The organism is Corynebacterium sp. 2571A (assembly GCF_055700935.1).
Window position 1 is genome coordinate 200329 of the sequence record NZ_JASTTE010000003.1, and the last position, 25174, is coordinate 225502.

Sequence of the window (25174 nt, forward strand, 5' to 3'; positions counted from 1 at the left end):
ACCCCGGATCCGCGGAGGCTGCAACACGTGCGGCTATCGGAAGGCTTAGGCGTTGCCGGCCGGGACGAGCTCGACCTCGTCGGCCCACGTGAGCGGGAAGCCCAGCTGGCGCAGCCATTCCATGGCGTCGTCGCGGTGGCGGGTGATGCCCTCGACGGCGGTCAGGGTGGCATCGATAGCACCCTCGGCCTCCTCGGCACTCAGGTAGCCGGCGGAGGTGGCGGCGGCGAGCTCGTCGATGTCCAGGACCTCGACCGGGCTGCCGGTCAGGGAGACCAGGTCGACGTAGAGATCCCGGGTGGACCACACCTCGTCCTTGACGGAGATGTCCGCGATGTCGAAGTAGAAGTCTTGGGAGTGCTCGACGCCCGGGCGGAAGTGGAAGATGTTGGCGCGCAGGCGCAGCTCCGGCAGGAGCCAGGACTCCAGGTAGCCGAAGCGCGGGTGGTCGGCGCCGCGGCCCATGTAGAGGCCGAAGTCGGTGCGCTCGTAGCGGTCGACAGGGCGGTTGAAGCCCTTCGGGTCGATGTTGAAGTCCCCGCGGGTGTCGAAGGTTTCTTCCTTGACGGGGTGCAAGTCAACGCTCATGGGTTTACTTAACCTCCACGATGGCGGCGGTGGGGGCGAAGCGGCAGCTGCCCTCTTCGGTGTTGACGGCGCCGCTGAGCAGGGCGACCACGGTGCCGGGGCCGGTGGCGGCGCGGCCCGAGATGGTTGCCGGGCCCTCCGGGTTGATCCCGTGGTTGCCCAGCGGGGTGACGCCGCTGCGGAAGTTGTTCAGGTTGAACCAGTGGACGCTCATCTGGCCCTGGTTGGGCGTGGCGGGCTTGGTTCCAAGGGCGGTGAACAGGAAGGCGGTTTCGCCGGCACCGGCGCCGGGGGCGGGGATCTCGGTCGGCCCCGGCACCGCGATGGCCGAGCCCACGGAATCCTGCGTGCCGCCGATGCAACGGCCGGAGACGGTCGGCCAGTAGAACTGCCGGAAGTTCGGGCCGCCGACGGGCATGTCCACGCCGGCCTCGCCGCCGCCCTGGCCGGTGGTATACGCCAGGGCCGCCAGGATGGCGTTGCGGGCGTCCTCCGGCATCCACGGCTGGTAGGCGAAGTCGCGCACCTTCTGGGCCGCCTGCGGGGTGGGCCGGCCCAGGTGATCCACCGGGAGCGAGGAGCCGACGGCGTCCTCGAGCTGCGCGCTCAGCTCGGCGGCCGACGACGCGGCTGAGGAGGCGGGAGCCGGGACCTGCGCGGTGGCCTCGGCGGGGGAGACCGCGGCGACGAGAGCGCCGATGAGCCCGGCGGTCGCGGCTGACATGGCTACCGCGCGGCCGAGCCGGGAGCCCGGGCTCCGGCGGTGCGTTGCGGGAGTACTGGCGTGGTCCGCGGAGGAAATGGTCACGATGAACGCAGTCCTTGGGTGGGGGATAAGTTCTAGTAGAAGAAGTCGTTGTCCGGCGGTGACTAAACTGGCCCCGGGTTTTGTGTCTGCAAGTCTCCTGGGTCACATTAGTCACAGCCGTAACAACTTCACCTTCAGTAACAATATTCAATTTTTGGCAACAGTCAACTGTGAACGTGACTATTACTTCATCTTTCGTCGAATGTAATGGTTTCGTTACACATCCCAGCGCTGCGGTAAATGCGGACGTGGCTGCGGGGCTCGGCGGGCGGCGAGTTTTGGGCGCGGGTCGATTTTTCGGTGGCCAATTCTGCAGCGAACTAGCAGGCGGGGTATCGTAGTACCCCGTTGAAAAATGTCCCGTTCCTGGGAGCCTGGGCGGCAAGAGCCTGCTCCCGGCAAGGAAGGCGGGCAACCCAAGATTCCATTGAAGGAGAATCGATTCGTGACCCATACTGAGTTCCGTAACGTCGCCATCGTCGCCCACGTTGACCATGGCAAAACCACCCTGGTCAACGGCATGCTGGAGCAGTCCGGCGCTTTCGGCGAACACGGCGAACACACGGACCGTGTCATGGACTCCAACGACCAGGAAAAAGAGCGCGGCATTACCATCCTGGCCAAGAACACCGCCATTACCCGTAAGGGCAAGGGCAAGGATGGCGCCGACCTTATTATTAACGTCATCGACACCCCGGGCCACGCCGACTTCGGCGGCGAGGTCGAGCGCGGCATCTCCATGGTCGACGGCGTGGTCCTGCTTGTCGATGCCTCCGAGGGCCCGCTGCCGCAGACCCGCTTCGTGCTGACCAAGGCCCTGGAGGCCAAGCTGCCGGTCATCATCGCCGTCAACAAGACCGACCGCCCGGACGCCCGCATCGACGAGGTCGTCACCGAATCCCAAGACCTCCTGCTGGAAATCGCCGCGGGCCTGGACGATCCGGAGGCCGCGGCCGCCGCCGAGGAACTGCTGGACCTGCCGGTGCTCTACGCCTCCGGCCGCGCCGGCATCGCCTCCACCGAGAACCCGGGCGACGGCAACGTGCCCGCCGGTGAGGATCTGCAGCCGCTCTTCGACGTCATCTACGACGTCCTGCCGGAGCCGTCGGCCACCATCGACGCCCCGCTGCAGGCGCACGTGACCAACCTGGACTCCTCCGACTTCCTGGGCCGTATCGCGCTGCTGCGTATCTACTCCGGCACCATCAAGAAGGGCCAGCAGGTCGCCTGGATCCACTACGACGACGAGGGCAACCAGCACACCAAGACCGTCAAGGTCGCGGAGCTGCTGCGCACCGTCGGCTTCGAGCGCCAGCCGGCCGAGGACGCCATCGCCGGCGACATCGTGGCTATCTCCGGCATCTCCGACATCATGATCGGCGACACCATCGCGGATTCGGAGCACCCGGAGGCCCTGCCGCGCATCACCGTCGATGAGCCGGCCATCTCCATGACCATCGGCGTCAACACCTCGCCGATGGCCGGCCGCGGCGGCGGCGACAAGCTCACCGCCCGCATGGTCAAGGCCCGCCTGGATCAGGAGCTCATCGGTAACGTCTCCCTGCGCGTTCTGCCGACCGAGCGCCCGGACGCCTGGGAGGTCCAGGGCCGCGGCGAGATGGCGCTGTCGGTGCTCATCGAGTCCATGCGCCGCGAGGGCTTCGAGCTGACCATCGGCAAGCCGCAGGTCGTCACCCAGGAAATCGACGGCAAGGTGCACGAGCCCTACGAGCTGATCACCATCGACGTGCCCTCCGAGCACCAGGGCGCGGTTACCCAGCTGATGGCCACCCGCAAGGGCCAGATGCAGTCCATGGACGTGCGCGAAGGCGACTGGGTCCGCATGGTCTTCCGCATCCCGGCCCGCGGCCTCATCGGTTTCCGCACCCAGTTTATGACGGAGACCCGCGGCGCGGGCATCGCCAACTCCATCTCCGACGGCCTGGACGTCTGGGCCGGCGAGATCAAGTCCCGCCCGACTGGCTCGCTGGTCGCCGACCGCACTGGCCAGATCACCCAGTACGCGCTGACCCAGCTGGCCGACCGCGGCAGCTTCTTCGTGGAGCCGGGCGACGAGGCCTATGAGGGCATGGTCGTCGGCGCCAACAACCGCGATGAGGACATCGACATCAACATCACGAAGGAAAAGAAGCTGACCAACATGCGCTCGGCCACCGCCGACGCCACGGTCACCCTCGCCAAGGCCCACACCCTGAGCCTGGAGGAGGCCCTCGAGTTCTGTGGTACCGACGAATGCGTCGAGGTCGCCCCGAACGCCCTGCGCGTGCGCAAGGTGATCCTGTCCGCGACCGACCGCAAGCGCGCGGCCTCCCGCAACAAGCAGCTCAATAAGTAGTTCGCCCGAGCGTTAACTACCTCATCCCGTCCCCACTGCACTAAAGTGGGGCGGGATTTATTTCTTTTCCAGAAGGCAGGTGCACCGGTGACACAGCGGTTTCGCGGCGCGATAGCGCTGCTAAGCGCCGCGCTGCTGGGCGGCGGGGCCCTGAGCGCCTGCGCGGCGAACCCGGGCCCGCCGCCGGTGGTAGAAGAGGCGCCGTCGGAGCCCTCGGCCACCTCGACCACGACCACCCCGCCGCCCGAGCCGACCGAGCGCTCCCGGGTGGCCGTCGGCGTCGACCCGCTGCAGGCCGGGCTCAACCCGCACCTGCTCGCCGACAACCAACAAGTCGTCGAAGACATCGCCGACCTCGTGCTGCCGTCTGTTTTCCACGGCGATCAACTCGATACCGACGTGGTGGACTCCGCCGAGGAAGTCGATCCCCCGGAGGGCGTGGCCCAGCGCCTGCGCTACGAGATTTCCTCGGCCGCCCAATGGTCCGACGGCACCCCACTGACCTCGGCCGACTTCAGCTACCTGTGGGAGAAGATGCGCAGCACCCCGGGGGTCAAGTCCCCGGCTGCCTACCAAGCAATTAGCGCGGTCCACAGCTCCGACGGCGGCAAGATCGTCACCGTCGACCTGTCGACGCGCGTGGCGGACTGGCACGTGCTGTTCCACCACCTCCTGCCGTCCCATCTGCTGGAGGAGGGCGACGCATCTTTCAGCGCGGCCCTGGCCAACGACATTCCGGCCTCGGCCGGGCGCTTCCTGGTCGCCTCCGTGGACAACGCCCGCGGGATGATCACCTTGAACCGCAACGACCGCTACTGGGGCGCGGAGCCGGCCCAGCTGGACGTGGTCGAGCTGCACTACATGCGCTCGTCCCAGCAGGCCGTCAACATGCTGCGCACCGGGCAGGTCAGCTTCACCGACATCCGCCCGGAGCAGACTACCATGGAGTCGCTGTCCCTGGTTCCCGGCGTCGACGCCCAGACCCAGGGCGGGCTGCGGCAGCTGCGCCTCCAGCTGTCCACCCGCACGCTTGCCGATGCCCCAGCCCGCCGCGCCCTAGCCAGCCTCGTCGACACCGATCAGCTGGCGCGCCTGGCCACCGGCCGCAGCGCCGACCTGTCCGTGGCCCGCAACCCGGTCGGCGCGGGCGCGGATCTCACCCCGCTGCGTGAGCTCGCCGAGAACCGGCCCATCCGGCTGGCCGCGGACCCGTCCGACGTGCCCGCCACGAACGCGGCGAACGCCCTCGTGGACGTGCTGACCAGCCAGGGGATACCCGCCGAGGTGGTCGGGGAGAAGATGTCCGTTATCGCCTCCACGCTGCTGCCCAACGAGCGCGCCGATGCCGTCCTGGCCTGGCACGATCTGAGCCTGCAGCCGGCGGACTTCGCGGATTATTTCGTCTGCCCGGGCCCCGCGGACAAGGTCGTCGGCGACCTGTCCGGCTATTGCCCGGAGGACGCCGCAGTACAGCTGGGGCGTATCCTGGGAGGCGAATACTCCGGCGAACAGGCCCTCGAGCAGGTGCGCGCCCTGAACGCGGCACAGACCCTCTACGTGCCGATTGTGGACGAGACCCGAGTGCACGCCGTGGGCCGGGGCATCGCTGGCCCTGCGGTCAGGCCCGCCGAGTGGTCGCTGGAATCCGCCCCAACCTGGAAAGAAGGAGAACGTGACGAAGAATAACCTGGATCTTGCGGGCTACCGCGTGCTGGTCACGCACGCGCATCCGGACGACGAGACGCTCTTTACCGGAGGCACCATCGCCGGCCTGAGTGGACGCGGGGCCCAGGTCACCGTCGCAACGGCCACGCTGGGCGAAGAGGGCGAGGTCATCGGCGATAAATTCCAGCACCTGGTGGCGGACGAGGCCGACCAGCTGGGCGGATTCCGCATCGGGGAGCTAGACGCCGCCGTGGCCCACTTGGGCGCGCGCTCAGTGCTGCTGGGCGGGCCCGGCCAGTTCCGCGACTCCGGGATGGCCGGATCCGCCGCCCACGCTAACCCGCGCGCCCTGGTCAACCGCGTGCCGGAAGCGGCCCAGCTCATCGCCCAGCTCATCGACGAGCTACGCCCCGATGCCGTCCTCACCTACGGGCCCGACGGCGGCTACGGCCACCCCGACCACATCGCGGTGCACCAGGCCACCCACCAGGCCCTCAAACAGGCCGGCTGGGCCGTTCCCCGGGTGTGGTGGGCCATCTACGAGCGCGAGCTGACGCTGGGCGCCCTGGAGACCCTGCGCCCGCCGGAGGGCTGGCAGCTGCCCAGTGCCGAGTACCTGGAGAACTTCACCAACGCCGGCGCCGACCTCAAGGTCCGGCTCACCCCGGCCGCCTACCAGGCCAAGCGGCGCGCGATGGCGGCGCACGCGACCCAGATCTGGCTCGGCGACGGCACCGTCACCGAGACCAACCCGGAACCCGCCTGGGTGCAGGCGGCCAACCCGGCCGAGGTGCCCACCGGCTACGCCCTGTCCAACCGACTGCTGATGCCGCTGCCGCGCACCGAGTCCTACCAACTGGCCCAGGGACCGTCGCCGCTCGGCGAGGGCATCCGCGGACTGCTGGGGGAGCTAGGGTCATGAGCGGCGAGCAAGCGGTCATCCGCACCGACTTCACGCGCGCCGAGGCCGTCGGCGGGCTGACCTGGCTCTGCGTCGGGGCGGCGCTGTCCTGCCTGCTGGAGGTTGTCTACCTCAACGTGTGGCTGGGGCCCGTGCCGTTCCCGGTAACCATCGTGGTGGCGTTCCTGTTCAACCACGTGCTGACCACAACGGCGCGCCTGTGGAGCTCGAGGACCCTGGTGGTACTGCTGCCTTTGGTTGTGTGGATCCTGCTCTTCGCGATATTTTTGTTTGGCGTTGAAGTAACTGGGGATCAGCTACTAGCCAATAATATTCGCACCGTGTGCCTGCTTTTCGCGGGCATCGCGGGCGGTGTCTGGCATTTTGTCAAGACGAAGTGACATACTATTTAACGGCCTAAAAACTGGATCAGGAGATAATTTTCACCCATGACTTATACAATCGCCCAACCTTGTGTTGACGTGATGGACCGGTCCTGCGTCGAGGAATGCCCGGTCGACTGCATCTATGAAGGCAAGCGTTCCCTCTACATCCACCCCGACGAGTGCGTGGACTGCGGCGCCTGCGAGCCCGCCTGCCCGGTGGAAGCCATCTTCTACGAGGACGACGTACCGGACGAGTGGCTCGACTACAACGACGCCAACGCCGCCTTCTTCGACGATCTGGGTTCTCCGGGCGGGGCCGCCGCCCTGGGACCGCAGGACTTCGACGCGCCGATGATCGCCGCGTTGCCGCCACAGAATCAGGAGTAGAAGCACCATGAACCGCACCCCGCTGGGGGAGAAGCTACCGGACTTTCCCTGGGACTCGCTGGCCGAGGCCAAGGCCAAGGCCGCCGCGCACCCGGACGGAATCATCAACCTGTCCGTCGGGACCCCCGTGGACCCGGTCTCGCCGGGGGTGCAGCTGGGCTTGGCATCGACGGCCGCGGAGCCGGGCTACCCCGCCACCGCCGGCACGCCGGAGCTGCAGCAGGCCATCGTGAGCGCAATGGAGCGGCGCTACCACGTCACCGGCCTGGACACGAAGTCGGTGCTGCCGGTTATCGGTTCCAAGGAGGCCATCGCGTGGCTGCCCACCCTGCTGGGGCTGAGCGGGCACCGGATCGTTATCCCCAGCCTGGCGTACCCGACCTACGAGGTGGGTGCCCGGCTCGCGGGTGCCGAGGCCATCCGCGCCGACGAGACCGCCGACTTCGGCGACGCCTCGCTGGTCTACCTCAACTATCCCGCCAACCCGACCGGGCAAGTCGCGCCCGTCGAGCACCTCCGCGAGGTCGTCGCCTGGGCCCGCGCTAACGATGCCATCGTTGCCTCCGACGAGTGCTACCTCGGCCTGGGCTGGAACGACGACAACCCGCCGGTGTCCATCCTGGACCCGCGCGTGTGCGACGGCGACCACACCGGCTTGCTGGCCCTGCACTCACTGTCCAAGACCGCCAATCTCGCGTCCTACCGCGCGGCGTTCATCGCCGGCGACCGGGCTCTCGTCCAGGAACTGCTGGCGGTGCGCAAGCACGCCGGCCTCATCGTGCCCGGCCCCATCCAGTCCGCGATGGTCGCCGCGCTCGACGACGACGCCTCCGAGCAGCTCCAGCGCCAGCTCTACGCCCGCCGGCGCGTGGCGCTGATGAAGGCGCTGACGGCAGCGGGATTTAGCATCGACCACTCCGACGGCGGCCTCTACCTGTGGGCCACTCGCGGCGAGGACTGCCGTGCGACCGTCGATTGGCTGGCCGAGCGCGGCATCCTGGTCGCGCCCGGCGACTTCTACGGCCCGGCCGGCAAGCGGTACATCCGCATGGGGCTTAACGGCACCGACGAGGGGATCGCCGCCGCGGTGGAGCGCCTGGGGCGCTAGTGCCACCCATCGGCTGCCGGGAGGGCATCTCCCCGCAAAAGACCGTCCTGCGCGGCCACGTTCCTTCGGAAGGGGAGTACTGGGCCGCCCGCGCCGGCGATTCCCCCTTCGCTGAAGGCGAGAAACTCCGCCCCGGCCAGCCGCTGCCGCGGCCCGTTCCCGCGTGGTTTCACCCCGTCGTGGCTGAGGAAGAGGAGATCCCGTTCTACCACCGCGTCCTCTTTGCCGACGAGGACCTCATCGTGGTGGACAAGCCGCATTTTCTGCCGACGACGAGCAACGGGCGCATCGTCCGCAACACCGTCCAGACCCGCCTCCGCCGGGAATTCGGCGAAGACGAGATCGTACCCATCCACCGGCTGGACCGGCTGACCGCGGGACTGGTGGTCTGCTCCCGCAGGCGCGCCACCCGGGGTGCCTACCAGCAACTTTTCGCCCGGCGCCGCGTGCGCAAACACTACCGCGCGGAGCTTAGCGCCCCGCTGGATGTCGACGCACTCATCACCCTGCCCATGCGCAAAGAACCCGGCCAGCGCCGCGTAACCGTCGACGCCGCCGGCACCACCACCCGCACCCGAGTCCGCGCGCACGGGCGGGTGGCCGACCTGTGGCCGGAGACCGGGCACACGCACCAGCTGCGGGTGTTGCTGAATCATTTGGGCGCGCCGATCGCCGGCGACGACACCTACCCAACCGACCGTGGCCTGCACCTTTACGATTTTTCCCGGCCGCTGAAGCTCTGGCACACCAGCCTTAGCTTTACCGATCCGTTGCAAGGCACGCAGCGCCGGTTTTCACTCCCGCAGTAGTGGCGGAGTATTCTCGAGTAGTTATTGTTGTTATCCGCAGGCCTGAAAAGGTAGTTCATGAGTGAGCAGAGCATCGCGCGCATGGCGGCCAACCTCCGACAGTTCATCAAGTTCGGCATGGTGGGCGGCTCGGGCGCGCTGGTTAACTTTGCCGTCTTCGTGCTATGCAAGAAGATCGCTGAGGTCTTCTTCTCCGTGCACGAAACCGACGTCTGGTTTCCGATTCTAGGCACCGAATTCAACGTGCGCTGGTACAACGTGTTTATGGTGATCGCCTTCCTCGTGGCCAACACGTGGAACTACCAGCTCAACCGCATGTGGACCTTCAAATCAGTCAGCAGCGTGTCCTGGCTGCGCGGTTTCTTCCCCTTCCTGCTCACAGGGCTGGGCGCGCTCATCGTCTCGCAGATTTTCATGGTGCTGCTGATGAACCCCACCACGCCAATCGGCCTGCCGCGCGAGATCTTCGATGATTCCACCGGCCTGCGCACGATGTCCTACTGGGCCAACATGATTTCCGTCATCCTCGCCATGCCGGTCAACTTCATCATCAACAAGCTCTGGACCTTCCGATCGCGGCCCGAGGGCCCGCGCGTCGTCCACGAGCAGAAGCCCGCCTAGCACTTGTTTTCGGCTCTCCGCCGGCCCCGCGCGCCCTTCGCGCTCACGGGCAGAGCCTAGGCGCGCATTTTCGCCGTCCTGGTGACCGCGAAGGGTTCAGGCACGGCCTATCCCGCCGGCGAGCCAGCCAGCTGCCGTCTAGTCATCGAAGGAGGCGTCCAAACGCCTCTGGTCGCGTGCGCGGAGGAGGTTGATGATAAGAGGGGTGAAAACCAGCCCGCCGAGAAATCCCAAGACGCCACCGACGATGATGCCGCTCGCCGTGTCCAGCTTCCCTGCCTGGTAGGTGTTGTAAAACATGCCCGCCATCATGATTGCAGCTGGTAGAGCGACTAACGCGGTGGGAAGAAGACGAGGGGTGGCGGGCTTCGGGCGGGGTATGTGCTTGGTCATCCATTGGGTGCTGATCATCTCAGCGAGGACGTAGGGCAAAATCACCACTACGGAGACTTGGGAGAGCTGCCCGTCTAGGAGCCAGGCGAAGATTGCGCCGACGGTGTACAGGCTGAAGACCATCGTGGAATACCCCACGGCGTAGGACTTGTAGACCATTTCCCGCTGGTACTCGTCCTCGGTGCACGCCTCGACCTGCTCAAAGGTGTGATTCGCGATGTGATCGGCGATCGACATGCCGGGTAGTCCTTTCTCAGCTCTTGCTACTCCCGCCGGCGGCGTGACTTGCCCATCTTCGTGACTTAGCGTAGAGAATCCCGGGCTCCCTGGCAAAGCTTAGAGGTTCCAGTGCCATTTCCATGCCGGTTCGCGGCTCACATAAGTCATGTGCCCGGGATGCCCTCGCGTGCGGCGCCGAATCGCGTCGCGAATCTGGTTGATCACGCTGGGGAGGTTGAAGCGAATACAGTCGCCGGTAAACCGCAGCACCAGGTACCCGTGGTTCTGGCCGGCGTTGGACTTCATGCGGTCGAGGATAAAGTTGCGGTGCTGGCTATGGTAGGTATACCCGTCGACCTCGATGAGAATCTTCCACCGCCGCAGCTCCAGGTCGAAGCGGTAGCCGGCCACGACCGAATTATGGATCGGGTAGATTCCCTGTTTGCGCAGTTCGCGCGCGAGTTCCCGCTCGCGGAGCGAATCCGTGCCGATAGCGCACTCGCGCAGGCAGGCCCGCAGGCCCCTTGGTATCCGCCCCATCCGGCGCCTGTCCTTAGTTAGCTGGGCCCGCCCGTTTTTGCCGTGGTAGTGCGCTTCCAGCATCGGGTGGCTGCGTTCCGGGCAGCGCCGCGCAGCCCACAGCGGCTCGACGACCCGCACCCCGTCAACCACCTCCGCCGAGCGCATCCGCGAATGCACGACGCGGAAATTCTCGCCCACGATGGTCCGCGGTCCCTCCAGTGTCAACGGGAAGGTCAGCGGCAGCCCGCAATGCACCTCGATGGCGCTGCGCCCGGCCAGCACCGCGCGCGGATACGCCGCCAGCAGGCATGCCGCGACCTCGCGAGCGTTCGGCTGCTGGTCCGTGTAGACCCCGCGGTGGATGCGAAAAAGTCGGCCCTCGGCCAGCAGCGTTCGAATCCGCCGCTTGCCGATGCCCTCCTCCCGCAGCCGCGCAGTCGTCCACATCGCCATGTACCTAAAGCTAGGCAGCGAGCAGAGTCATTGCCAGGGGAGAGGGCAGGAAAGTCCGGAAAACGGCGCAAATAGTTTGCCCACGCTGGTTTCTGGCGGGCGCGACCTGTAATGTGACCATCCTAGGTGGTGACATTGCTACCCAGCGGGTAGGCCGCGGGGGCGAGCTCCGACGAAAGTGCTCAAACCGCCCAATGCGCCCGTCGCGGTCACGGGCGTGGGTCTCGCGCACGGAAAAGCCGCGCCGGTGACCGCGAAGGGTTCATTTTGCCGGAGCAATTGAATCTGGCGGAACTGAAACCGGTGCAAAAGAAAAGGCGCCCACCGCACGGTGAGCGCCCAGCCAGCTGACCCGCTACGGCAGGTCCAGCGTCGAGGTCGGGGAGATGCCGCGGACCTTCGAGTTGATGAAGCCGGCGACGGCCAGCACCGCGAACATGGCGGCGGCGGAGGCGAGTTGGATGCGCGAGGAGGCATCGCTGAGCATGAGCACGGCGATTCCGGCCAGCGCAATGAGCGTCAGCCACGTCAGGTAGGGGTAGGCCCACATGCGGATGGGCAGCTCGTAGCGGGCCTCGAGCTGGCGGCGCAGGCGCAGCTGTGCGACCGCGATGAAGGTCCACACGATGAGCAGGGACGCGCCCGCGGAGTTGAGCATGAAGGTCAGCAGCCAGCCGGTATCGGCGTAGTTGAGGACAACCATGACGGCGGCCAGCGCCACGGACAGCCCGATGGCTGGCAGCGGCACGCCGTGGGTGTTGGTGCGGGCGAAGATGCGCGGGGCCTCGCGGCGGGTGGCCAGGGAGTGCATCATGCGGGAGGAGGCGTAGATCTGCGCGTTGAAGGCCGACAGCAGCGCCAGCACGATGATGACCTCCATGAGGCCGGCCGCAAACGGGATGCCGGCGTGTTCGAGCACGCGGGTAAAGGGCGAGGCGGCGGCGGTGTCGGAATCGCCCAGCGAGGAGTAGGGCAGCAGGAAGGTAATCACCAGCACGGAGCCTAAGTAGAAGACCGAGATGCGCAGGATGGTCGAGCGCACGGCGTTGACCAGCGAGCGCTTCGGGTCCTCGGACTCGGCGGAGGCGATGGCGACGACCTCGATGCCGCCGAAGGCGAAGGCGACCGCCAGCAGGCCGGTGGCCACGCCGGACAGGCCGTTGGGCATGAAGCCGTCGCCCAGGAAGATCTCGGTGCCGACGAAGGTGTGGCCGGGCAGCAGGCCGAAGATGAGCGCCATGCCCAGCAGCAGGAAGGCGACGATGACGACGACCTTGATGGCGGCGAACCAGTACTCGAACTCGCCGAAGGAGCGCACGTGCAGAAGGTTAATCACGCCGAAGATGGCCACGCACACGGCCGCGGGAATCCACGGCGGCACGGCCAGCCACGCGCCAATGAAGGCGGCGGCGCCGGTAATTTCGGCGCCCAGGACGGCCACCGTGGCCAGCCAGTAGATCCAGCCCTGCGTGAAGCCCGCCCAGCGGCCGATGCCGTGCTCGGCGTACTCGGAGAACGAGCCGGAGGCGGGGATGACGGTGCCCATCTCGCCGAGCATCTGCATCACGAGGATGGCCAGCGTGCCGGCGATGATATAGGCGACGAGCACCGCCGGGCCGGCGGCGGCGATGGCCACGCCGGTGCCCAGGAAGAGCCCGGCACCGATGGTGGAGCCCAGCCCCATCATGGTCAGGTGGCGGACCTTCAGGCCGTGGCCGAGGGTAGCGGCGGGAGTAGGTTCAGCAGTAGACACTCTTCAAGTGTAAGGCGCGCATAAGAAAGGACCCCCGAAGGGGTCCCTGGCGGCTTAGTTTTAATTCTTGTGGAGGTCGGAGTTGAGGGCCACGGCCGCGGCCTTCCACTCGGTGGCCTCCACCGCGCCGGTCACGGAGTGGCGGCGAAGCAGCACGCCGGAAGCGCCCGACAGCTTAGCGGCCTTGACCTGCTTGCCCGGCTCGACGCCGGCGGCCTCGGCCACCTTGCCGTAGACGGTCACGCGGGTGCCCGCGGTGACGTAGAGGCCCGCCTCGACCACGCAGTCGTCGCCCAGCGAGATGCCGACGCCGGAGTTGGCGCCGAGCAGGCAGCGCTCGCCCAGGGAGATGACCTCCTTGCCGCCGCCGGACAGCGTGCCCATGATGGAGGCGCCGCCGCCGATATCGGAGCCGTCGCCGACCAGCACGCCGGCGGAGATGCGGCCCTCGACCATGGATGCGCCCAGGGTGCCGGCGTTGAAGTTGACGAAGCCCTCGTGCATGACGGTGGTGCCTTCCGCCAGGTGGGCACCCAACCGGACGCGGTCGGCATCGCCAATGCGCACGCCAGACGGGATGACGTAGTCCACCATGCGGGGGAATTTGTCCACGGAGTACACGGTGACCGGGCCGCGGGAGGCCAGGCGGCCGCGCACCATCTGGAAGTCGGAGACGGCGCACGGGCCGTAGTTGGTCCACACGACGTTGGCCAGGTGGCCGAAGATGCCGTCCATGTTCAGCTCGTGCGGGCGGACCGCGCGGTGGGACAGCAGGTGCAGGCGCAGGTAGGCGTCGTAGGTGTCGATGGGGGCATCGTCAAGCGAGGCGATGCCGGTGGCAACCGCCACGCGAGCGACGCCGCGCTCCTCGTCGGGGCCTACCAGCTCAGCGAACTGCTGGGGGACCTCATCCAGCTGGGTGGTGCCGGACTGCTCGACCGGCTGGTCGGTGTGGACGGCCGGGAACCAGACGTCCAAGACCGTGCCGTCGTGGGTGATGGTCGCGAGCCCGCGGGCGGATGCTGAAGTCATAGTGTGAAAATGCCTCGTGAAAAAATCGATGGGAATATGCCACGTATTCAGTTGTTTAGACGCACGTTGAGCCAGTTTAGCTAATTAGCGTTTGTTGCGCCCCACCTGGCTGCGCGCGCCGGTCGGCAGCGCGAAGGAGAGTACGATGAGGACGGCGGACATCGCCACGACGGCGCCGATCTGGGCGCGGGCGGCCGGGTCGAAGAGCATCAGCACAATCAGTGCGCCCAAGGCGGCCAGCACGATCCACGGCACGTACGGGAAGCCAGGCGTGCGCAGCTGGGTCAGCTCGCCGTTGGCCTTCATCTCGGGGTGCAGCTTCAGGTAGGAGCAGACCACCAGGATCCAGATGACCAGCAGGCACCCGCCCACGGCGTTGAACAGGAAGGTCAGCAGCCCCGGCGGGTTCCAGTACTGCAGCCCGACGGAGGCGAAGGCGAAAACCATGGACAGCACGACGGCGTTGCGCGGCGAGCCCTGGACGTTGGTGAACAGGAAGGCGTGGTGGGCGTTGCCGTCGCGGGCCATGTCGAAGACCAGGCGGGAGGTCGCATAAATCTGGGCGTTGAACGCCGACAGCAGCGCCACGACGATGACCAGCTCCATGAAGCCGGCCACGGCCGGCAGGTTGGCCGTGCCCATCACGAGGGCGAAGGGGGACTGGGAGGCGTCGTCGGCGTCCTGGATCAGGTCGAAGGGCAGCAGTAGCGCGATGACGGCCACCGAGCCCAGGTAGAACACGATGATGCGGAAGATGATGGCGCGCACGGCGGTGGAGACGTTGTGCGCGGGATCCTCGGACTCCGCGGCGGCGATGGTCACCAGCTCGATGCCGCCGAAGGCGAAGGCGACCGCCAGCAGGCCGGCGGCGAAGCCGGGGATGCCGTTGGGCAGGAAGTTATCGGTGAAGTTTTCCGTGGCGACGAAGGTGGTGCCCGGCCACAGGCCGGTAACCATCAGGACACCCAGCACGAGGAAGGCGACGATCACCGCGACCTTGATGACGGCGAACCAGAACTCGAACTCGCCGAAGCCGCGCACGGAGGCGAAGTTAATCACGGCGAAAATCAGCACGGCGATGAGCGCCGGGATCCACGGCTCGACGCCGAACCAGCCGCCGATGATAGCCGCCGCGCCGGTGATCTCGGCGCCCATGACCATCACCAGCATGAACCAGTACAGCCAGCCGCAGGTAAACCGCGCCCAGTTGCCGAAGGCCTGGCCGGCGTAGGTCGAAAAGGAACCCAGCGAGGGGCGGGCGGAGGCCATTTCCCCCAACATTCGCATGATCAGGGCGACCAAGGCGCCCGCGATGGCATAGGCAATGAGAATGGACGTGCCGGCGATGTGGATGCCCACGCCCACGCCCAGAAACAGTCCGGCGCCGATGGCAGAGCCCAAGCCCATCATAGTCAGGTGGCGGGTTTTCAGCCGATGAGGTTTCTCCGTTGCCATTGAATTCTCCAACCCAGATATGCGATATGTCGATCCCGCTGCACTACAGCGAGTGTTTGCTGGGAGTTTACACGTTCGTCACCAAGGTCACGCCCGCCACCCCCGCCTTAAGCGGTAGCATGGCCGGTTGTGAGTACCCCGAAGCCGAATTCTCTAGATCTGCTGACCTGTCCGATCGAGCTGACCAAGCAGCTGGTGGACATCCCCAGCCCCTCCCACCACGAGGAGGCCATCGCCGACGCGATTGAGGCCGCCCTCCGGACAATCGAGGAGGTGGAGGTAGCCCGCTTCGGCAACACCGTCTGCGCCCGCACCCACCGCGGGCTGGACTCCCGCGTCGTGCTGGCCGGGCACGTGGACACGGTCCCGCTGGCCGACAACGTGCCGCACCACATGGAAGGCGAGACGATGTTCGGCTGCGGCACGGTCGACATGAAGTCCGGCCTGGCCGTTTACCTGAACGCTTTCGCCACCCTGGCTAACGATGCCTCCTTGGCCCACGATCTCACCCTCATCGCCTACGAGGGCGAGGAGGTCGCCACCGAGTACAACGGACTGGGCCACATCCAGCGCGACAACCCGGAGTGGTTGGCCGGGGACTTGGCGCTGCTGGGCGAGCCCTCCGGCGGGATGATCGAGGCCGGCTGCCAGGGCAGCATCCGCCTGCGGGTCACCGCCCGCGGCACCCGCGCGCACTCGGCCCGCGCCTGGCTCGGCTCCAATGCCGCCCACACCCTGGCCCCGGTCATCAATAACATCGCCGCCTACCAGCCCCGCGACGTCGAAATCGACGGCTGCGTCTATAAGGAAGGCATCAACATCGTGCACTTGGAGGCCGGCGTGGCGACCAACACCATCCCGGACGAGGCGTGGCTGTTCGTCAACTACCGCTTCGCGCCCGATCGCAGCTCCGAGGAGGCCATGGCCCACCTGCGCGAGGTCCTCGGTGAGCACGAGAACATCGACATCGAGGTCGATGACGTCGCCGGGCCCGCGCTGCCTGGCCTGGGCCAGCCCGCGGCCGCCGCGCTTATCGATGCCGTCGGCGGCCAGGTCCGCGCCAAGTACGGCTGGACCGACGTGGCCCGTTTCTCCGAGATGGGCACCCCGGCCGTGAACTTCGGCTGCGGGGATCCCGGCTTCGCGCACAAGCCGGACGAGCAGTGCCCGGTCGACCAGATAACCGAGGTCGCCGGCGTCCTGCACCAGTACCTGACCACCACGAACTCTCAAAAAGAAAACTCTTAAAAGAAATCGAAGAAGGGGAGCCGTTGCCGATGGCACCGCAGAAAAACAATCAGAAGCACCTTTCTGAGGGCTACCACCGCACCCTGCGCGGGCCGCTGCTGCTGCGCACCGAAGGCGAGCAGGAGTCGACCTACGACCAGCGCCTGCTGCAGTCGGGCGCGGATCACGAGTGGCAGCACGCCGACCCGTGGCGCGTGCTGCGCATCCAGGGCGAGTTCGTGGCCGGCTTCGACGCCCTGTCGAAGCTGCCCAAGGCCGTGACCGTCTTCGGCTCGGCGCGCACGCCGGAGGGCGCCCCCTCCTACGCGCAGGCCGTCGAGCTGGGCAACAAGCTGGTCGGCGCGGACTACGCCGTCATCACCGGCGGCGGGCCCGGCATCATGGAGGCCGCCAACCGGGGCGCGCACGAGGCCGGCGGCATGTCCATCGGCTTAGGCATCGAGCTGCCCTTCGAGCAGGGACTAAACCAGTACGTCGACTTGGGCCTGAACTTCCGCTATTTCTTCGCCCGCAAGACCATGTTCCTGAAGTACTCCCAGGCTTTCGTCTGCCTGCCGGGCGGGATGGGCACCATGGACGAGTTCTTCGAGGTCGCCTGCATGGTCCAGACCGGCAAGGTGACCAACTACCCGATTGTCCTGCTCGACACCGAGTACTGGTCCGGCCTGGTGGAGTGGATGAAAAAGCGCCTGGTCGCCGACGGCTACATCAACGAGACCGATCTGGACCTCTTCCTGGTTACGGACTCGGTGGACGAGGCCGTCGAGCACATCGTCAGCGCGCACGCCATCATGACCGACGGGCGCATCCGCGATCTCTAGACCCATGCCACACCACGCTATCGCCCAGGTCATGGCGATTATTAACCGCACCCCGGATTCTTTCTACGACAAGGGCAGCACCTTCGAGCTGGACCGCGCCCTGGCGCGCTGCGAGCAGGTCGTTGCGGAGGGGGCATCGATAGTCGATGTCGGCGGCGTCAAAGCCGGGCCCGGCACGCAGGTGGATGCTGCCGAGGAGATCGACCGCGTCGTGCCCACCATCGCGGCCATCGCCGAGCGCTACCCGGACGTCGTCGTGTCCGTAGACACCTGGCGCGCAGAGGTTGCCGATGCCGCCATCGCCGCCGGCGCCCGACTCGTCAACGACACCTGGGCGGGCTTCGACCCGCAGCTCATCGAGGTCGCCGGCCAGCACCGCGTCGGGTATGTCTGCTCGCACACCGGCGGGATCACCCCGCGCACCCGCCCGCACCGCGTGCACTTCGACGACGTGGTCGCCGACGTCATCGCGGAGACCACCGCCTTGGCCGAGAAGGCCGCCGGTTTAGGCTGCCCGGAGGAGCTGGTTTTTATCGACCCCACGCACGACTTCGGCAAGAACACCTTCCACGGGCTCGAGCTGCTGCGGCGCATCGACGAGGTCGTGGGCACCGGCTGGCCGGTGCTCATGGCGCTGTCGAACAAGGACTTCGTGGGCGAGACCGTCGGTCGCGGGGTGGGGGAGCGCGTCGCCGGGACGCTGGCGGCCACGGCCTGGGCCGCGGCCCGCGGGGTGGCGGCCTTCCGCGTGCACGAGGTCGCCGAGACCGTCGATGTCATCCGCATGACCGGCGCCATCGCCGGGCAGTGCGCCCCGCTGGCCACCACGCGGGGGCTCGCGTGAGGGTCTCCGTTGTCATCCCGGCGCTCAACGAGGAAGCCACCGTGGCCCGGGTCGTTACCGCCTGCCTGGCCGATTGCCCGCACGAGGTCTTAGTCATCGACTCAGACTCCACCGACGCCACCGCCGCCGAGGCCGCGGGCGCGGGGGCGACGGTGGTCAACTGGCGCGAGGTGCTCGGAGGCATTGCGCCGGTGCCCGGCAAGGGCGAGTCACTGTGGCGCGGGGTCGCTGCGGCGAGCGGCGACGTCGTGGTCTTCGTCGACGCCGACTTGGACTCGGCCGAACCCGGCATGGTCAATGCCCTGGCCAGCCCCTTTCAGGACCCGGGGATCCACCTGGTCAAGGCCCACTACGAGCGCACCTTGGGCGGGCAGGCCCGCGGCGGCGGCAGGGTCACGGAGCTTGCCGCCAAGCCGCTGCTGCGCCTGTTCTTCCCGGAGCTTAGCGATATCTACCAGCCGCTGGGCGGCGAGTACGCCCTGCGCCGCGAAACCGCGCTCCAGCTGCCCTTCGTCTCCGACTACGGGGTCGAGGCCGGCCTGCTGATTGATGCGTGGCGGGCCTTCGGGAGGGCATCAATAGCGCAGGTGCCGCTGGCCCCGCGGCGCCACCGCAACAAACCGCTCGAGCAGCTGGCACCCATGGCGGAGGTCGTGGCGCAGACCATCCTGGCGCGCGCCGGCGCAGACGTCCCAGAGGTGGCCGAGCGGCCGGCGCTTGCTGGTATCCTCAAACCATGATTTCTTGGCTCGTGCTGATTGTGGTGCTGGGCGCCCTCGTCGTCGTGGGCACGTGGCTGTGGGGCAAGCTGATTGGCCCCGGGCCCGTCATGGAGGCCGTGCCGAACCCGCAGGCCGCGGACCAGCACAACGATGCCGCCCTCGCCGCCGGCAACTACGCCGCCCTGGAGTTCGACGTCGCCCGCCACGGCTACCGCCAGGACCAAGTTGACCGCGTGATCGCGGCGCTTGCCGCCGAGCTGGAACGGTACCGGGCCGCCACCCCGGATCTGAATAAAGGATAGACTGGGAAGAAGCAGTAATCCTTTGTAAAGAAAGTGTGGAAACCATGGCAGCTATGAAACCTCGTACCACGGGCGGAGCGATGGAAGCGGTGGAAGAATCGCGCAAGATTGTCATGCGGATCCCCTCCGACGGCGGCGGGCGAATCGTCATCGAGCTGTCCAAGGAAGAGGCGGCGGAGCTCGGTTCGTTGCTGACCGAAGTCGCCAGCTAGAGTAGGTCTATGCTTTCCGACATCATTGATCTTTTGGCGGATCCCGCCGACGGAAGTGCCCTTTCGGGCGCGGATGAGTTTTCTCGCCTCGTGTCCGAGACCGGTCACAGCTACGACGTGGCCAAGCAGGGCTACGTGACGCTCGCGGCCGGGGCGGGGCTCAAGCACCAGGGTGACGACATGGACATGGTCAACGCCCGCGAGACCTACCTGGCCCGTGGCCATTTCGCCCCCTTCGTCGAGGCCGTGACCGGCAGCATCCAGGACGTCGTAGAGCCGGTGGCTGACGATGTCGCCCCGAGCATCCTCGAGGTCGGCGCCGGCACCGGCTACTACCTGGCGCACACGCTCGACTCGATTGCGGGCTCGCGCGGGGTGGGCCTGGACATTTCCCCGCACGCGGCCAAGCACCTGGCCAAGGCCCACCCGCGGACCGGCGCCGTGGTCGCCGACGTCTGGGAGCGTTTGCCGCTGCGCGATAACAGCGTGCACGCCATCTCCGTGGTTTTCGCGCCGCGCAACCCCGCCGAATTCCGCCGCATTCTGGCCCCGGGCGGACAGGTCGTCGTGCTCACCCCCGAGGTGGGACACCTGGACGAGCTGCGCGAGCCGCTTGGCATCCTGGGCGTGGAAGAAGGCAAGATTGACCGCATGTACGAGCAGGCCAGCGGCTACCTCGAGCAGGCCGCCGACCCGGTCGATATCTCTTTCCCCATCACCCTGGACAAGGAGTCCATCCGCGACCAGGTCGGGATGAGCCCCTCGGCGCGGCACATCAGCGCCGCCGAGCTCGACGAGCGCCTAGCGGCCCTGCCGGCGACGCTGTCGGTCACCGCCCGCGCCCGCCTCGACCGCCTGCGCGCGGTCTAAGCCGGGACCGTTTCTCCTAAGAGCCGGCGCGCTCCCACTCGCGCAGGATTTCGGCGTCGCCGCTGGTGCGCAGGCCGCTGCAGCCGCCGGTGAAGTAGACGCGCGAGGCCATGGCCACCTGGCCGCCGTCGGCGAAGACCTCGACGGTAGAGCCGTCGATGATGATGGTCAGCGAGTCCGAGTCGTCTTCGGCGAGGGTGGCGGTGGCGGGGGCGTCGTCGGCGTAGAGATCCTGAAACTTGGAGCAGCGCTTGAGGGTGAGCTCCTCGCCGGAGTGGGTCACGACCGCGGCCGGATCCCCGTCGGCGTCCAGTAGCTCCACCGTCAGGTGCGAGCCGGCCGGGACGTTGAGCAGGCCGACCCAGGAGCGCGCCCGGGAGGACTCGGCGACCGCGTCCGGCAGGCCCACCGCCGGGGTCTGGAAGAGCTTGCCGCCCTGCAGCGTGACGTGCCGCGGCAGGGAGAGCACGTTGGCCCAGCCTTCCTCGGTGAAGGAGGGGTGCGTGGTGGCATCGTCAGCGCGGCCCTGGCCGTTCATGAGGCCGAACAGGCGCGACTGCTCGAAGCGCTGCCGCTTGTCGACCGTGCCCGGCATGTAGTTCGTGGTACGCGGGCGGGTGAAGTCGTGCCCGAAGTCCAGCTGCTGAAAACCGGTGCGCACGGTAAACACGGTGCCCTCCAGGCGCCCGACCAGGTAGCCGGAGACCTCCCGGTCGCCGCGCTCGATGGTCACCAACAGCACGTCGTAGATGTGGTCGTCGACCTGGTCGCGCAGGCGGATGATGCGCGGCGAGACCACCGGCGGCAAGTCACCGCCGGCGCTCCAGCCGGACAGGCCGGTGTCGCCCGCGAAGGTCAGCGGGCCGGAAAAGGTCCAGGAGGTGCCGTCCTCGGAGTGGAGGATGACCGGCTGCGGGGCCTCCGTGGTGCCGGTCAGCGCCAGCATGATCCAGCCGGCGTGCCCCTCGTCGCGGTCGGCCTCGGCCCAGCCGGGCACGACGCAGGGGGAGCGGAAGCGGGAGAAATCGGTGGTGTCGGCGGCGACGGTGCCCACCCGCTGGATGGCCGCGTCCAGGGTGGAGGGGTCGTCGGAGACCTCGCAGATGCGGTCGAAGTCCTTGTCCTGGGCTAGGGCCACTGTGCTGCCCGTCGACGTCACGGAGGTGAAGTACAGGTTGACGCCGGCATCGACAGCCGCGACAGCGCCGGCCCGCAGGGTGATTTCGCCGCCGGCTGGGGCGAGCACGTCGTCGCACTCCAGCCAGTCGAAGGGCATCTCCTCGGAGAAGACGTGACCCCACCGGGCGCCCTGCCCGGGCTGCGCGCGGTACTGGAAGTACAGGTGCCAGGTCGTCCCGTCCAGCAGCGCGCCGGCGGGAGCGTCCAGGATCCCGCTTTCCGGAGCGAAGTGAAGCTCGGGATGATGAATGTGGATTGGCAAGAAAAACTCCTTAAAACTCAGACCAGCGAGCGGTAGATATCGACCGTGTGCTGCGCGATTGTCGCCCAGGAAAACTCCTCCACGGCGCGCTGCCGGCCGGCCTCGCCGTAGTGGCGGGCGCGGTCGGGGTCTGCCGCAAGGTCGTTGACTGCCTGGGCGATGTCCGCCTCGAAGGTGGCGGCGTCGGCGGCGTCGTAGGCCACCAGCGTACCCGTAACCCCGTCGCGCACGACTTCCGGAATGCCTCCCACGCGGGAGGCCACGACCGCGGTGCCGCACGCCATGGCCTCGAGGTTAACTATTCCCAGGGGCTCGTAGATGGACGGGCACACGAAAATGTCCGCCCCGGTGTAGACCTGCTGGACGCGGTCGTGGTCGAGCATCTCCTTGACCCAGAAAACCCCGTCGCGCTCGGCGCGCAGCGTGTCGACTAAGGCCTCGGTGCGCGCGGCGATCTCGGGGGTATCGGGGGCGCCGGCGCACAGCACCAGCTGGATGTCCGGGTCGAAGGAGCGGGCGGCGCGCAGCAGGTGCTCCACGCCCTTCTGGCGGGTAATCCGGCCGACGAAGGCGACCACCGGCCGCTGGCTGTCTACGCCCAGCTGTGCCAGGTAGTCGCCGTGGCGCGGCTGCCAGCGCTGCGTATCGATGCCGTTGAGCACCACGTGCACCTGGTCCGCGTCGATGCGCGGGTAGGCGTCCAGGATGGATTCCTTCATGCCGGCGGAGACGGCGATGACGGCGTCGGCGCATTCCATGGCGTTGCGTTCGGACCAGCTGGAGATGTCGTAGCCGCCGCCCAGCTGCTCGCGCTTCCACGGACGGTGCGGCTCCAAGGAATGGGCGGTGACCACGTGCGGGATGCCGTAGAGCAGGCCCGTCAGGTGGCCGCCCAGCCCGGAATACCACGTGTGCGAGTGCACCACGTCCAGGTTGTCGGCCGCGTGCGCCATCCGCAGGCCGGTCGACAGGGTCTTGAGGGCGGGGTTGGCGTCGGCCAGCGCGCTGTCGGGGCCGTGGGCAAAGACCCCGGCCTCGTCGCGGTCGGCGCCCATGCAGTGGACGTCGACGTCGATGATGTCGCGCATGAAGCGAGTCAGCTCGGCCACGTGGACCCCGGCGCCCCCGTAGACCTCGGGAGGGTATTCCTTGGAAAAGATTCCGGCTCTCATACCCTCCCAGAATAATGATTAATCCCGCGGCGCGCACCGAAGGTAAACAAGGGGTGAATACTACTCATTTCCGCTGCGTAGTTTCCCTCGTGCGGATAGGTTGGAGGTTGTGAGAAGCCAGCCTAACGTCCTTGCCATCGTTCTTGCCGGCGGAGAGGGCAAACGCCTCTTCCCGCTGACGGAAGACCGCGCCAAACCCGCCGTGCCCTTCGGCGGTTCCTACCGTCTCATCGATTTCGTCTTGTCTAATCTAGTCAACGCCCGCTTCTTGAAGATTGCGGTGCTGACCCAGTACAAGTCGCATTCGCTCGACCGCCACATCTCCCAGGCCTGGAACCTGTCCGGGCCCACGCCGCAGTACATCGCCTCCGTGCCGGCCCAGCAGCGGCGCGGCAAGCGCTGGTACAACGGCTCGGCCGACGCCATCGTCCAGTCGCTGAACCTCATCCACGACGAGAAGCCGGACTACGTCATCGTCTTCGGCGCCGACCACGTCTACCGCATGGACCCGGCTCAGATGGTCGACGAGCACATCGCGACCGGCCTGGACTGCTCCGTCGCCGGCATCCGCGTGCCCCGCTCCGAGGCCAGCGCCTTCGGCTGCATCCAGGCCGACGGCATGGGCACCATCACCGAATTCGTCGAGAAGCCGGCCGATCCGCCGTCCACCCCCGACGACCCGACGCAGACGTATGCCTCCATGGGCAACTACGTCTTCACCGCCCAGGCGCTTATCGATGCCCTCTTGGCCGACGAGGACGACTCCGAATCCGCGCACGACATGGGCGGCAACATCATCCCGTACTTCGTGGAGCGCGGCCAGGCCCACGTCTACGACTTCATGTCCAACCAGGTGCCCGGCTCCACCGAGCGCGACCACGGCTACTGGCGCGACGTGGGGACCATCGACTCCTTCTACGAGGCGCACATGGATCTCATCTCCGTGCACCCCATCTTCAACCTCTACAACCGGCACTGGCCCATCCACTCGACGGATGATTCCAACTTCCCGCCGGCGAAGTTCGTGCAAAACGGCATCGCGCAGTCGTCGATGGTGGCCCCGGGCTGCATCATCTCCGGCGGCACGGTGCGCAACTCGGTGCTGGCTTCTGACGTGCACGTCGCCGACGGCGCGACCGTCGAGGGCTCCGTGCTGCTGCCGGGCGTGCGCGTCGGCCGCGGGGCCGTGGTGCGCCGGGCCATCCTGGACAAAAACGTCGAGGTAGGCGAGGGAGCCATCGTCGGCGTCGACCCCGAGCGCGACGCGGAGCGCTTTCAGATTTCGGCCGGCGGCGTGGTCGTCGTCGGCAAGAACCAGCGCGTCTAGAGCTTCGTCACGAGCGTGACGCCGCCGCCCAGCGGCAGGCGGGTGACCACGGCGCCCTCGAGCTCGCGGATGGCGGCGTCGGCCTGGCGGGCGGACTGGGTGGCCCGGTCGGTGCGCGAGCTATCGCCCAGGGTCCCGTCCAGCAGGGCATTCGGCAGGACCAGGGTGCCGTGCGGGGACAGGAGGGGCCAGGCGGCATCGACCAGCGCGGGCAGATCCAGGCTGTGCACGTCGGCGTAGATGACCTGGTAGGACTCGCTGGCCAGGCGGCTCATCACGTCCAGCGGGCGGGACGGCAGGTAGCGCACGCGGCTCGGCGGGTAGCCGGCCTCGCGGAAGGAGGCCTTGGCCGCGGCCTGGTGCTCGGCCTCCGGGTCGATGCAGGTCAGCGACCCCGACTCGGAAAGGCCCTCCAAAACGTACAGGCCGACGACCGCCGCGGCCGGCGAAATGACAATAGCCTGGGCCTTCGGCGTGGCCGCATGCCCCGTGGAGGCGGCGGCGAGGGTGCTAATCAGCTGGCCCAACGACTCGTCCGGCAGCGGCAGGGAATACTCCTGCGCGTGGTCGCGGGCGTGCGCGAGCGCCTCCGAGGGCGCGGAAGTCGAGCCAATATAGGATTGCAGTGCGTCAAAAGCCGTAGTAGTCACAGGCTTCAGTCTAGGCATAACGCCCCACTTAGGTGGGGATAACGCCCCGAGTCGTGGGTGGCAAAACGGTTAACAGCAAATGTACAGCCCACCGTCTGGAGTTTGGAAG

Annotated in this window: 26 protein-coding genes; 16 read left to right on the forward strand and 10 right to left on the reverse strand. The window is 67.3% G+C overall.

Annotated features, from left to right (window positions below; translation table 11 throughout):
• Positions 1-45: 45 nt before the first annotated feature.
• Both QQS53_RS07365 and QQS53_RS07370 read right to left on the reverse strand, forming a co-directional pair.
• Positions 46-588, reverse strand: a complete 543-nt coding sequence (locus tag QQS53_RS07365) for a ribonuclease FAU-1 family protein (protein WP_472775224.1) — start codon at positions 586-588, stop codon at positions 46-48.
• Positions 589-592: 4 nt separating this feature from the next.
• A complete protein-coding gene (locus tag QQS53_RS07370) occupies positions 593-1312 on the reverse strand; it encodes an Rv1157c family protein (RefSeq protein ID WP_472775460.1) in 720 nt (239 codons plus the stop codon).
• Positions 1313-1841: 529 nt separating this feature from the next.
• On the opposite strand from QQS53_RS07370, the gene typA reads away from it, so the two are divergent.
• The 8 genes from typA (at position 1842) to QQS53_RS07410 (ending at position 9629) form a co-directional block, all read left to right on the forward strand.
• Positions 1842-3752 carry a translational GTPase TypA gene (gene typA / locus QQS53_RS07375; RefSeq protein WP_472775225.1) on the forward strand — a complete coding sequence of 637 codons (1911 nt, stop codon included), beginning with the start codon at positions 1842-1844 and terminating at the stop codon, positions 3750-3752.
• A gap of 87 nt (positions 3753-3839) precedes the next feature.
• The gene (locus tag QQS53_RS07380; protein WP_472775226.1) at positions 3840-5438 is read left to right on the forward strand and encodes an ABC transporter family substrate-binding protein; all 1599 of its coding nucleotides are present in this window, start codon (positions 3840-3842) and stop codon (positions 5436-5438) included.
• Complete coding sequence (gene mshB, locus QQS53_RS07385) at positions 5425-6339, forward strand: N-acetyl-1-D-myo-inositol-2-amino-2-deoxy-alpha-D-glucopyranoside deacetylase (RefSeq protein WP_472775227.1); 915 nt, start codon at positions 5425-5427, stop codon at positions 6337-6339. Before QQS53_RS07380 ends, mshB begins: the two co-directional genes overlap by 14 nt.
• The gene (locus QQS53_RS07390; RefSeq protein ID WP_472775228.1) at positions 6336-6719 is read left to right on the forward strand and encodes a hypothetical protein; all 384 of its coding nucleotides are present in this window, start codon (positions 6336-6338) and stop codon (positions 6717-6719) included. The genes mshB and QQS53_RS07390 overlap by 4 nt, the downstream gene beginning before the upstream one ends.
• Before the next feature lie 48 nt (positions 6720-6767).
• Positions 6768-7091 (forward strand): ferredoxin, encoded by a 324-nt coding sequence (fdxA, locus tag QQS53_RS07395; RefSeq protein WP_070769427.1) that lies wholly within the window; start codon positions 6768-6770, stop codon positions 7089-7091.
• Between the two features lie 7 nt (positions 7092-7098).
• A complete protein-coding gene (gene dapC / locus QQS53_RS07400) occupies positions 7099-8199 on the forward strand; it encodes a succinyldiaminopimelate transaminase (protein WP_472775229.1) in 1101 nt (366 codons plus the stop codon).
• An 8-nt stretch (positions 8200-8207) separates the two neighbouring features.
• Positions 8208-9008: a pseudouridine synthase gene (locus QQS53_RS07405; RefSeq protein ID WP_472775461.1), complete on the forward strand. Its 801-nt coding sequence runs from the start codon at positions 8208-8210 to the stop codon at positions 9006-9008.
• Positions 9009-9065: 57 nt separating this feature from the next.
• The gene (locus QQS53_RS07410; protein WP_472775230.1) at positions 9066-9629 is read left to right on the forward strand and encodes a GtrA family protein; all 564 of its coding nucleotides are present in this window, start codon (positions 9066-9068) and stop codon (positions 9627-9629) included.
• A 138-nt stretch (positions 9630-9767) separates the two neighbouring features.
• Here the strand turns inward: QQS53_RS07410 and QQS53_RS07415 are convergent, their stop codons facing one another.
• The 5 genes from QQS53_RS07415 to QQS53_RS07435 form a co-directional block, all read right to left on the reverse strand.
• Entirely contained in the window at positions 9768-10259 is a 492-nt protein-coding gene (locus QQS53_RS07415; RefSeq protein WP_472775231.1) for a hypothetical protein, read from the reverse strand.
• 99 nt (positions 10260-10358) lie between these two features.
• Positions 10359-11216, reverse strand: coding sequence for a DUF559 domain-containing protein (locus QQS53_RS07420; RefSeq protein ID WP_472775232.1), 858 nt, complete (start codon positions 11214-11216; stop codon positions 10359-10361).
• 355 nt (positions 11217-11571) lie between these two features.
• Complete coding sequence (locus QQS53_RS07425) at positions 11572-12903, reverse strand: amino acid permease (protein ID WP_472775462.1); 1332 nt, start codon at positions 12901-12903, stop codon at positions 11572-11574.
• A gap of 126 nt (positions 12904-13029) precedes the next feature.
• Complete coding sequence (gene dapD, locus QQS53_RS07430) at positions 13030-14001, reverse strand: 2,3,4,5-tetrahydropyridine-2,6-dicarboxylate N-succinyltransferase (protein ID WP_472775233.1); 972 nt, start codon at positions 13999-14001, stop codon at positions 13030-13032.
• An 84-nt stretch (positions 14002-14085) separates the two neighbouring features.
• Positions 14086-15456, reverse strand: coding sequence for an amino acid permease (locus tag QQS53_RS07435; protein ID WP_472775234.1), 1371 nt, complete (start codon positions 15454-15456; stop codon positions 14086-14088).
• A gap of 129 nt (positions 15457-15585) precedes the next feature.
• On the opposite strand from QQS53_RS07435, the gene dapE reads away from it, so the two are divergent.
• Genes dapE through QQS53_RS07470 form a run of 7 tightly spaced genes read left to right on the forward strand, consistent with a single transcriptional unit; the run spans position 15586 to position 20475 of the window.
• Positions 15586-16704 carry a succinyl-diaminopimelate desuccinylase gene (dapE, locus tag QQS53_RS07440; protein ID WP_472775235.1) on the forward strand — a complete coding sequence of 373 codons (1119 nt, stop codon included), beginning with the start codon at positions 15586-15588 and terminating at the stop codon, positions 16702-16704.
• Between the two features lie 29 nt (positions 16705-16733).
• Positions 16734-17525 (forward strand): LOG family protein, encoded by a 792-nt coding sequence (locus QQS53_RS07445; RefSeq protein WP_472775236.1) that lies wholly within the window; start codon positions 16734-16736, stop codon positions 17523-17525.
• Between the two features lie 31 nt (positions 17526-17556).
• Positions 17557-18369 (forward strand): dihydropteroate synthase, encoded by an 813-nt coding sequence (folP, locus tag QQS53_RS07450; RefSeq protein ID WP_472775463.1) that lies wholly within the window; start codon positions 17557-17559, stop codon positions 18367-18369.
• Positions 18366-19109 carry a glucosyl-3-phosphoglycerate synthase gene (locus tag QQS53_RS07455; RefSeq protein WP_472775237.1) on the forward strand — a complete coding sequence of 248 codons (744 nt, stop codon included), beginning with the start codon at positions 18366-18368 and terminating at the stop codon, positions 19107-19109. The genes folP and QQS53_RS07455 overlap by 4 nt, the downstream gene beginning before the upstream one ends.
• Entirely contained in the window at positions 19106-19393 is a 288-nt protein-coding gene (locus QQS53_RS07460) for a cell division protein DivIVA (RefSeq protein ID WP_472775238.1), read from the forward strand. The genes QQS53_RS07455 and QQS53_RS07460 overlap by 4 nt, the downstream gene beginning before the upstream one ends.
• 44 nt (positions 19394-19437) lie before the next feature.
• Positions 19438-19605 (forward strand): DUF3117 domain-containing protein, encoded by a 168-nt coding sequence (locus QQS53_RS07465; protein ID WP_070769414.1) that lies wholly within the window; start codon positions 19438-19440, stop codon positions 19603-19605.
• 9 nt (positions 19606-19614) lie between these two features.
• Positions 19615-20475 (forward strand): methyltransferase domain-containing protein, encoded by an 861-nt coding sequence (locus QQS53_RS07470; RefSeq protein WP_472775239.1) that lies wholly within the window; start codon positions 19615-19617, stop codon positions 20473-20475.
• A gap of 16 nt (positions 20476-20491) precedes the next feature.
• On the opposite strand, the gene QQS53_RS07475 is transcribed toward QQS53_RS07470, so the two are convergent.
• Positions 20492-21910, reverse strand: coding sequence for a GH32 C-terminal domain-containing protein (locus tag QQS53_RS07475; protein WP_472775464.1), 1419 nt, complete (start codon positions 21908-21910; stop codon positions 20492-20494).
• A gap of 23 nt (positions 21911-21933) precedes the next feature.
• Positions 21934-23088, reverse strand: a complete 1155-nt coding sequence (gene glgA, locus QQS53_RS07480; protein WP_472775240.1) for a glycogen synthase — start codon at positions 23086-23088, stop codon at positions 21934-21936.
• 109 nt (positions 23089-23197) lie between these two features.
• On the opposite strand from glgA, the gene glgC reads away from it, so the two are divergent.
• Positions 23198-24415: a glucose-1-phosphate adenylyltransferase gene (gene glgC, locus QQS53_RS07485; RefSeq protein WP_472772148.1), complete on the forward strand. Its 1218-nt coding sequence runs from the start codon at positions 23198-23200 to the stop codon at positions 24413-24415.
• On the opposite strand, the gene QQS53_RS07490 is transcribed toward glgC, so the two are convergent.
• Positions 24412-25065: an O-methyltransferase gene (locus QQS53_RS07490; protein WP_472775241.1), complete on the reverse strand. Its 654-nt coding sequence runs from the start codon at positions 25063-25065 to the stop codon at positions 24412-24414. The two genes, glgC and QQS53_RS07490, sit on opposite strands and share 4 nt — an antisense overlap.
• Positions 25066-25174: the final 109 nt, after the last annotated feature.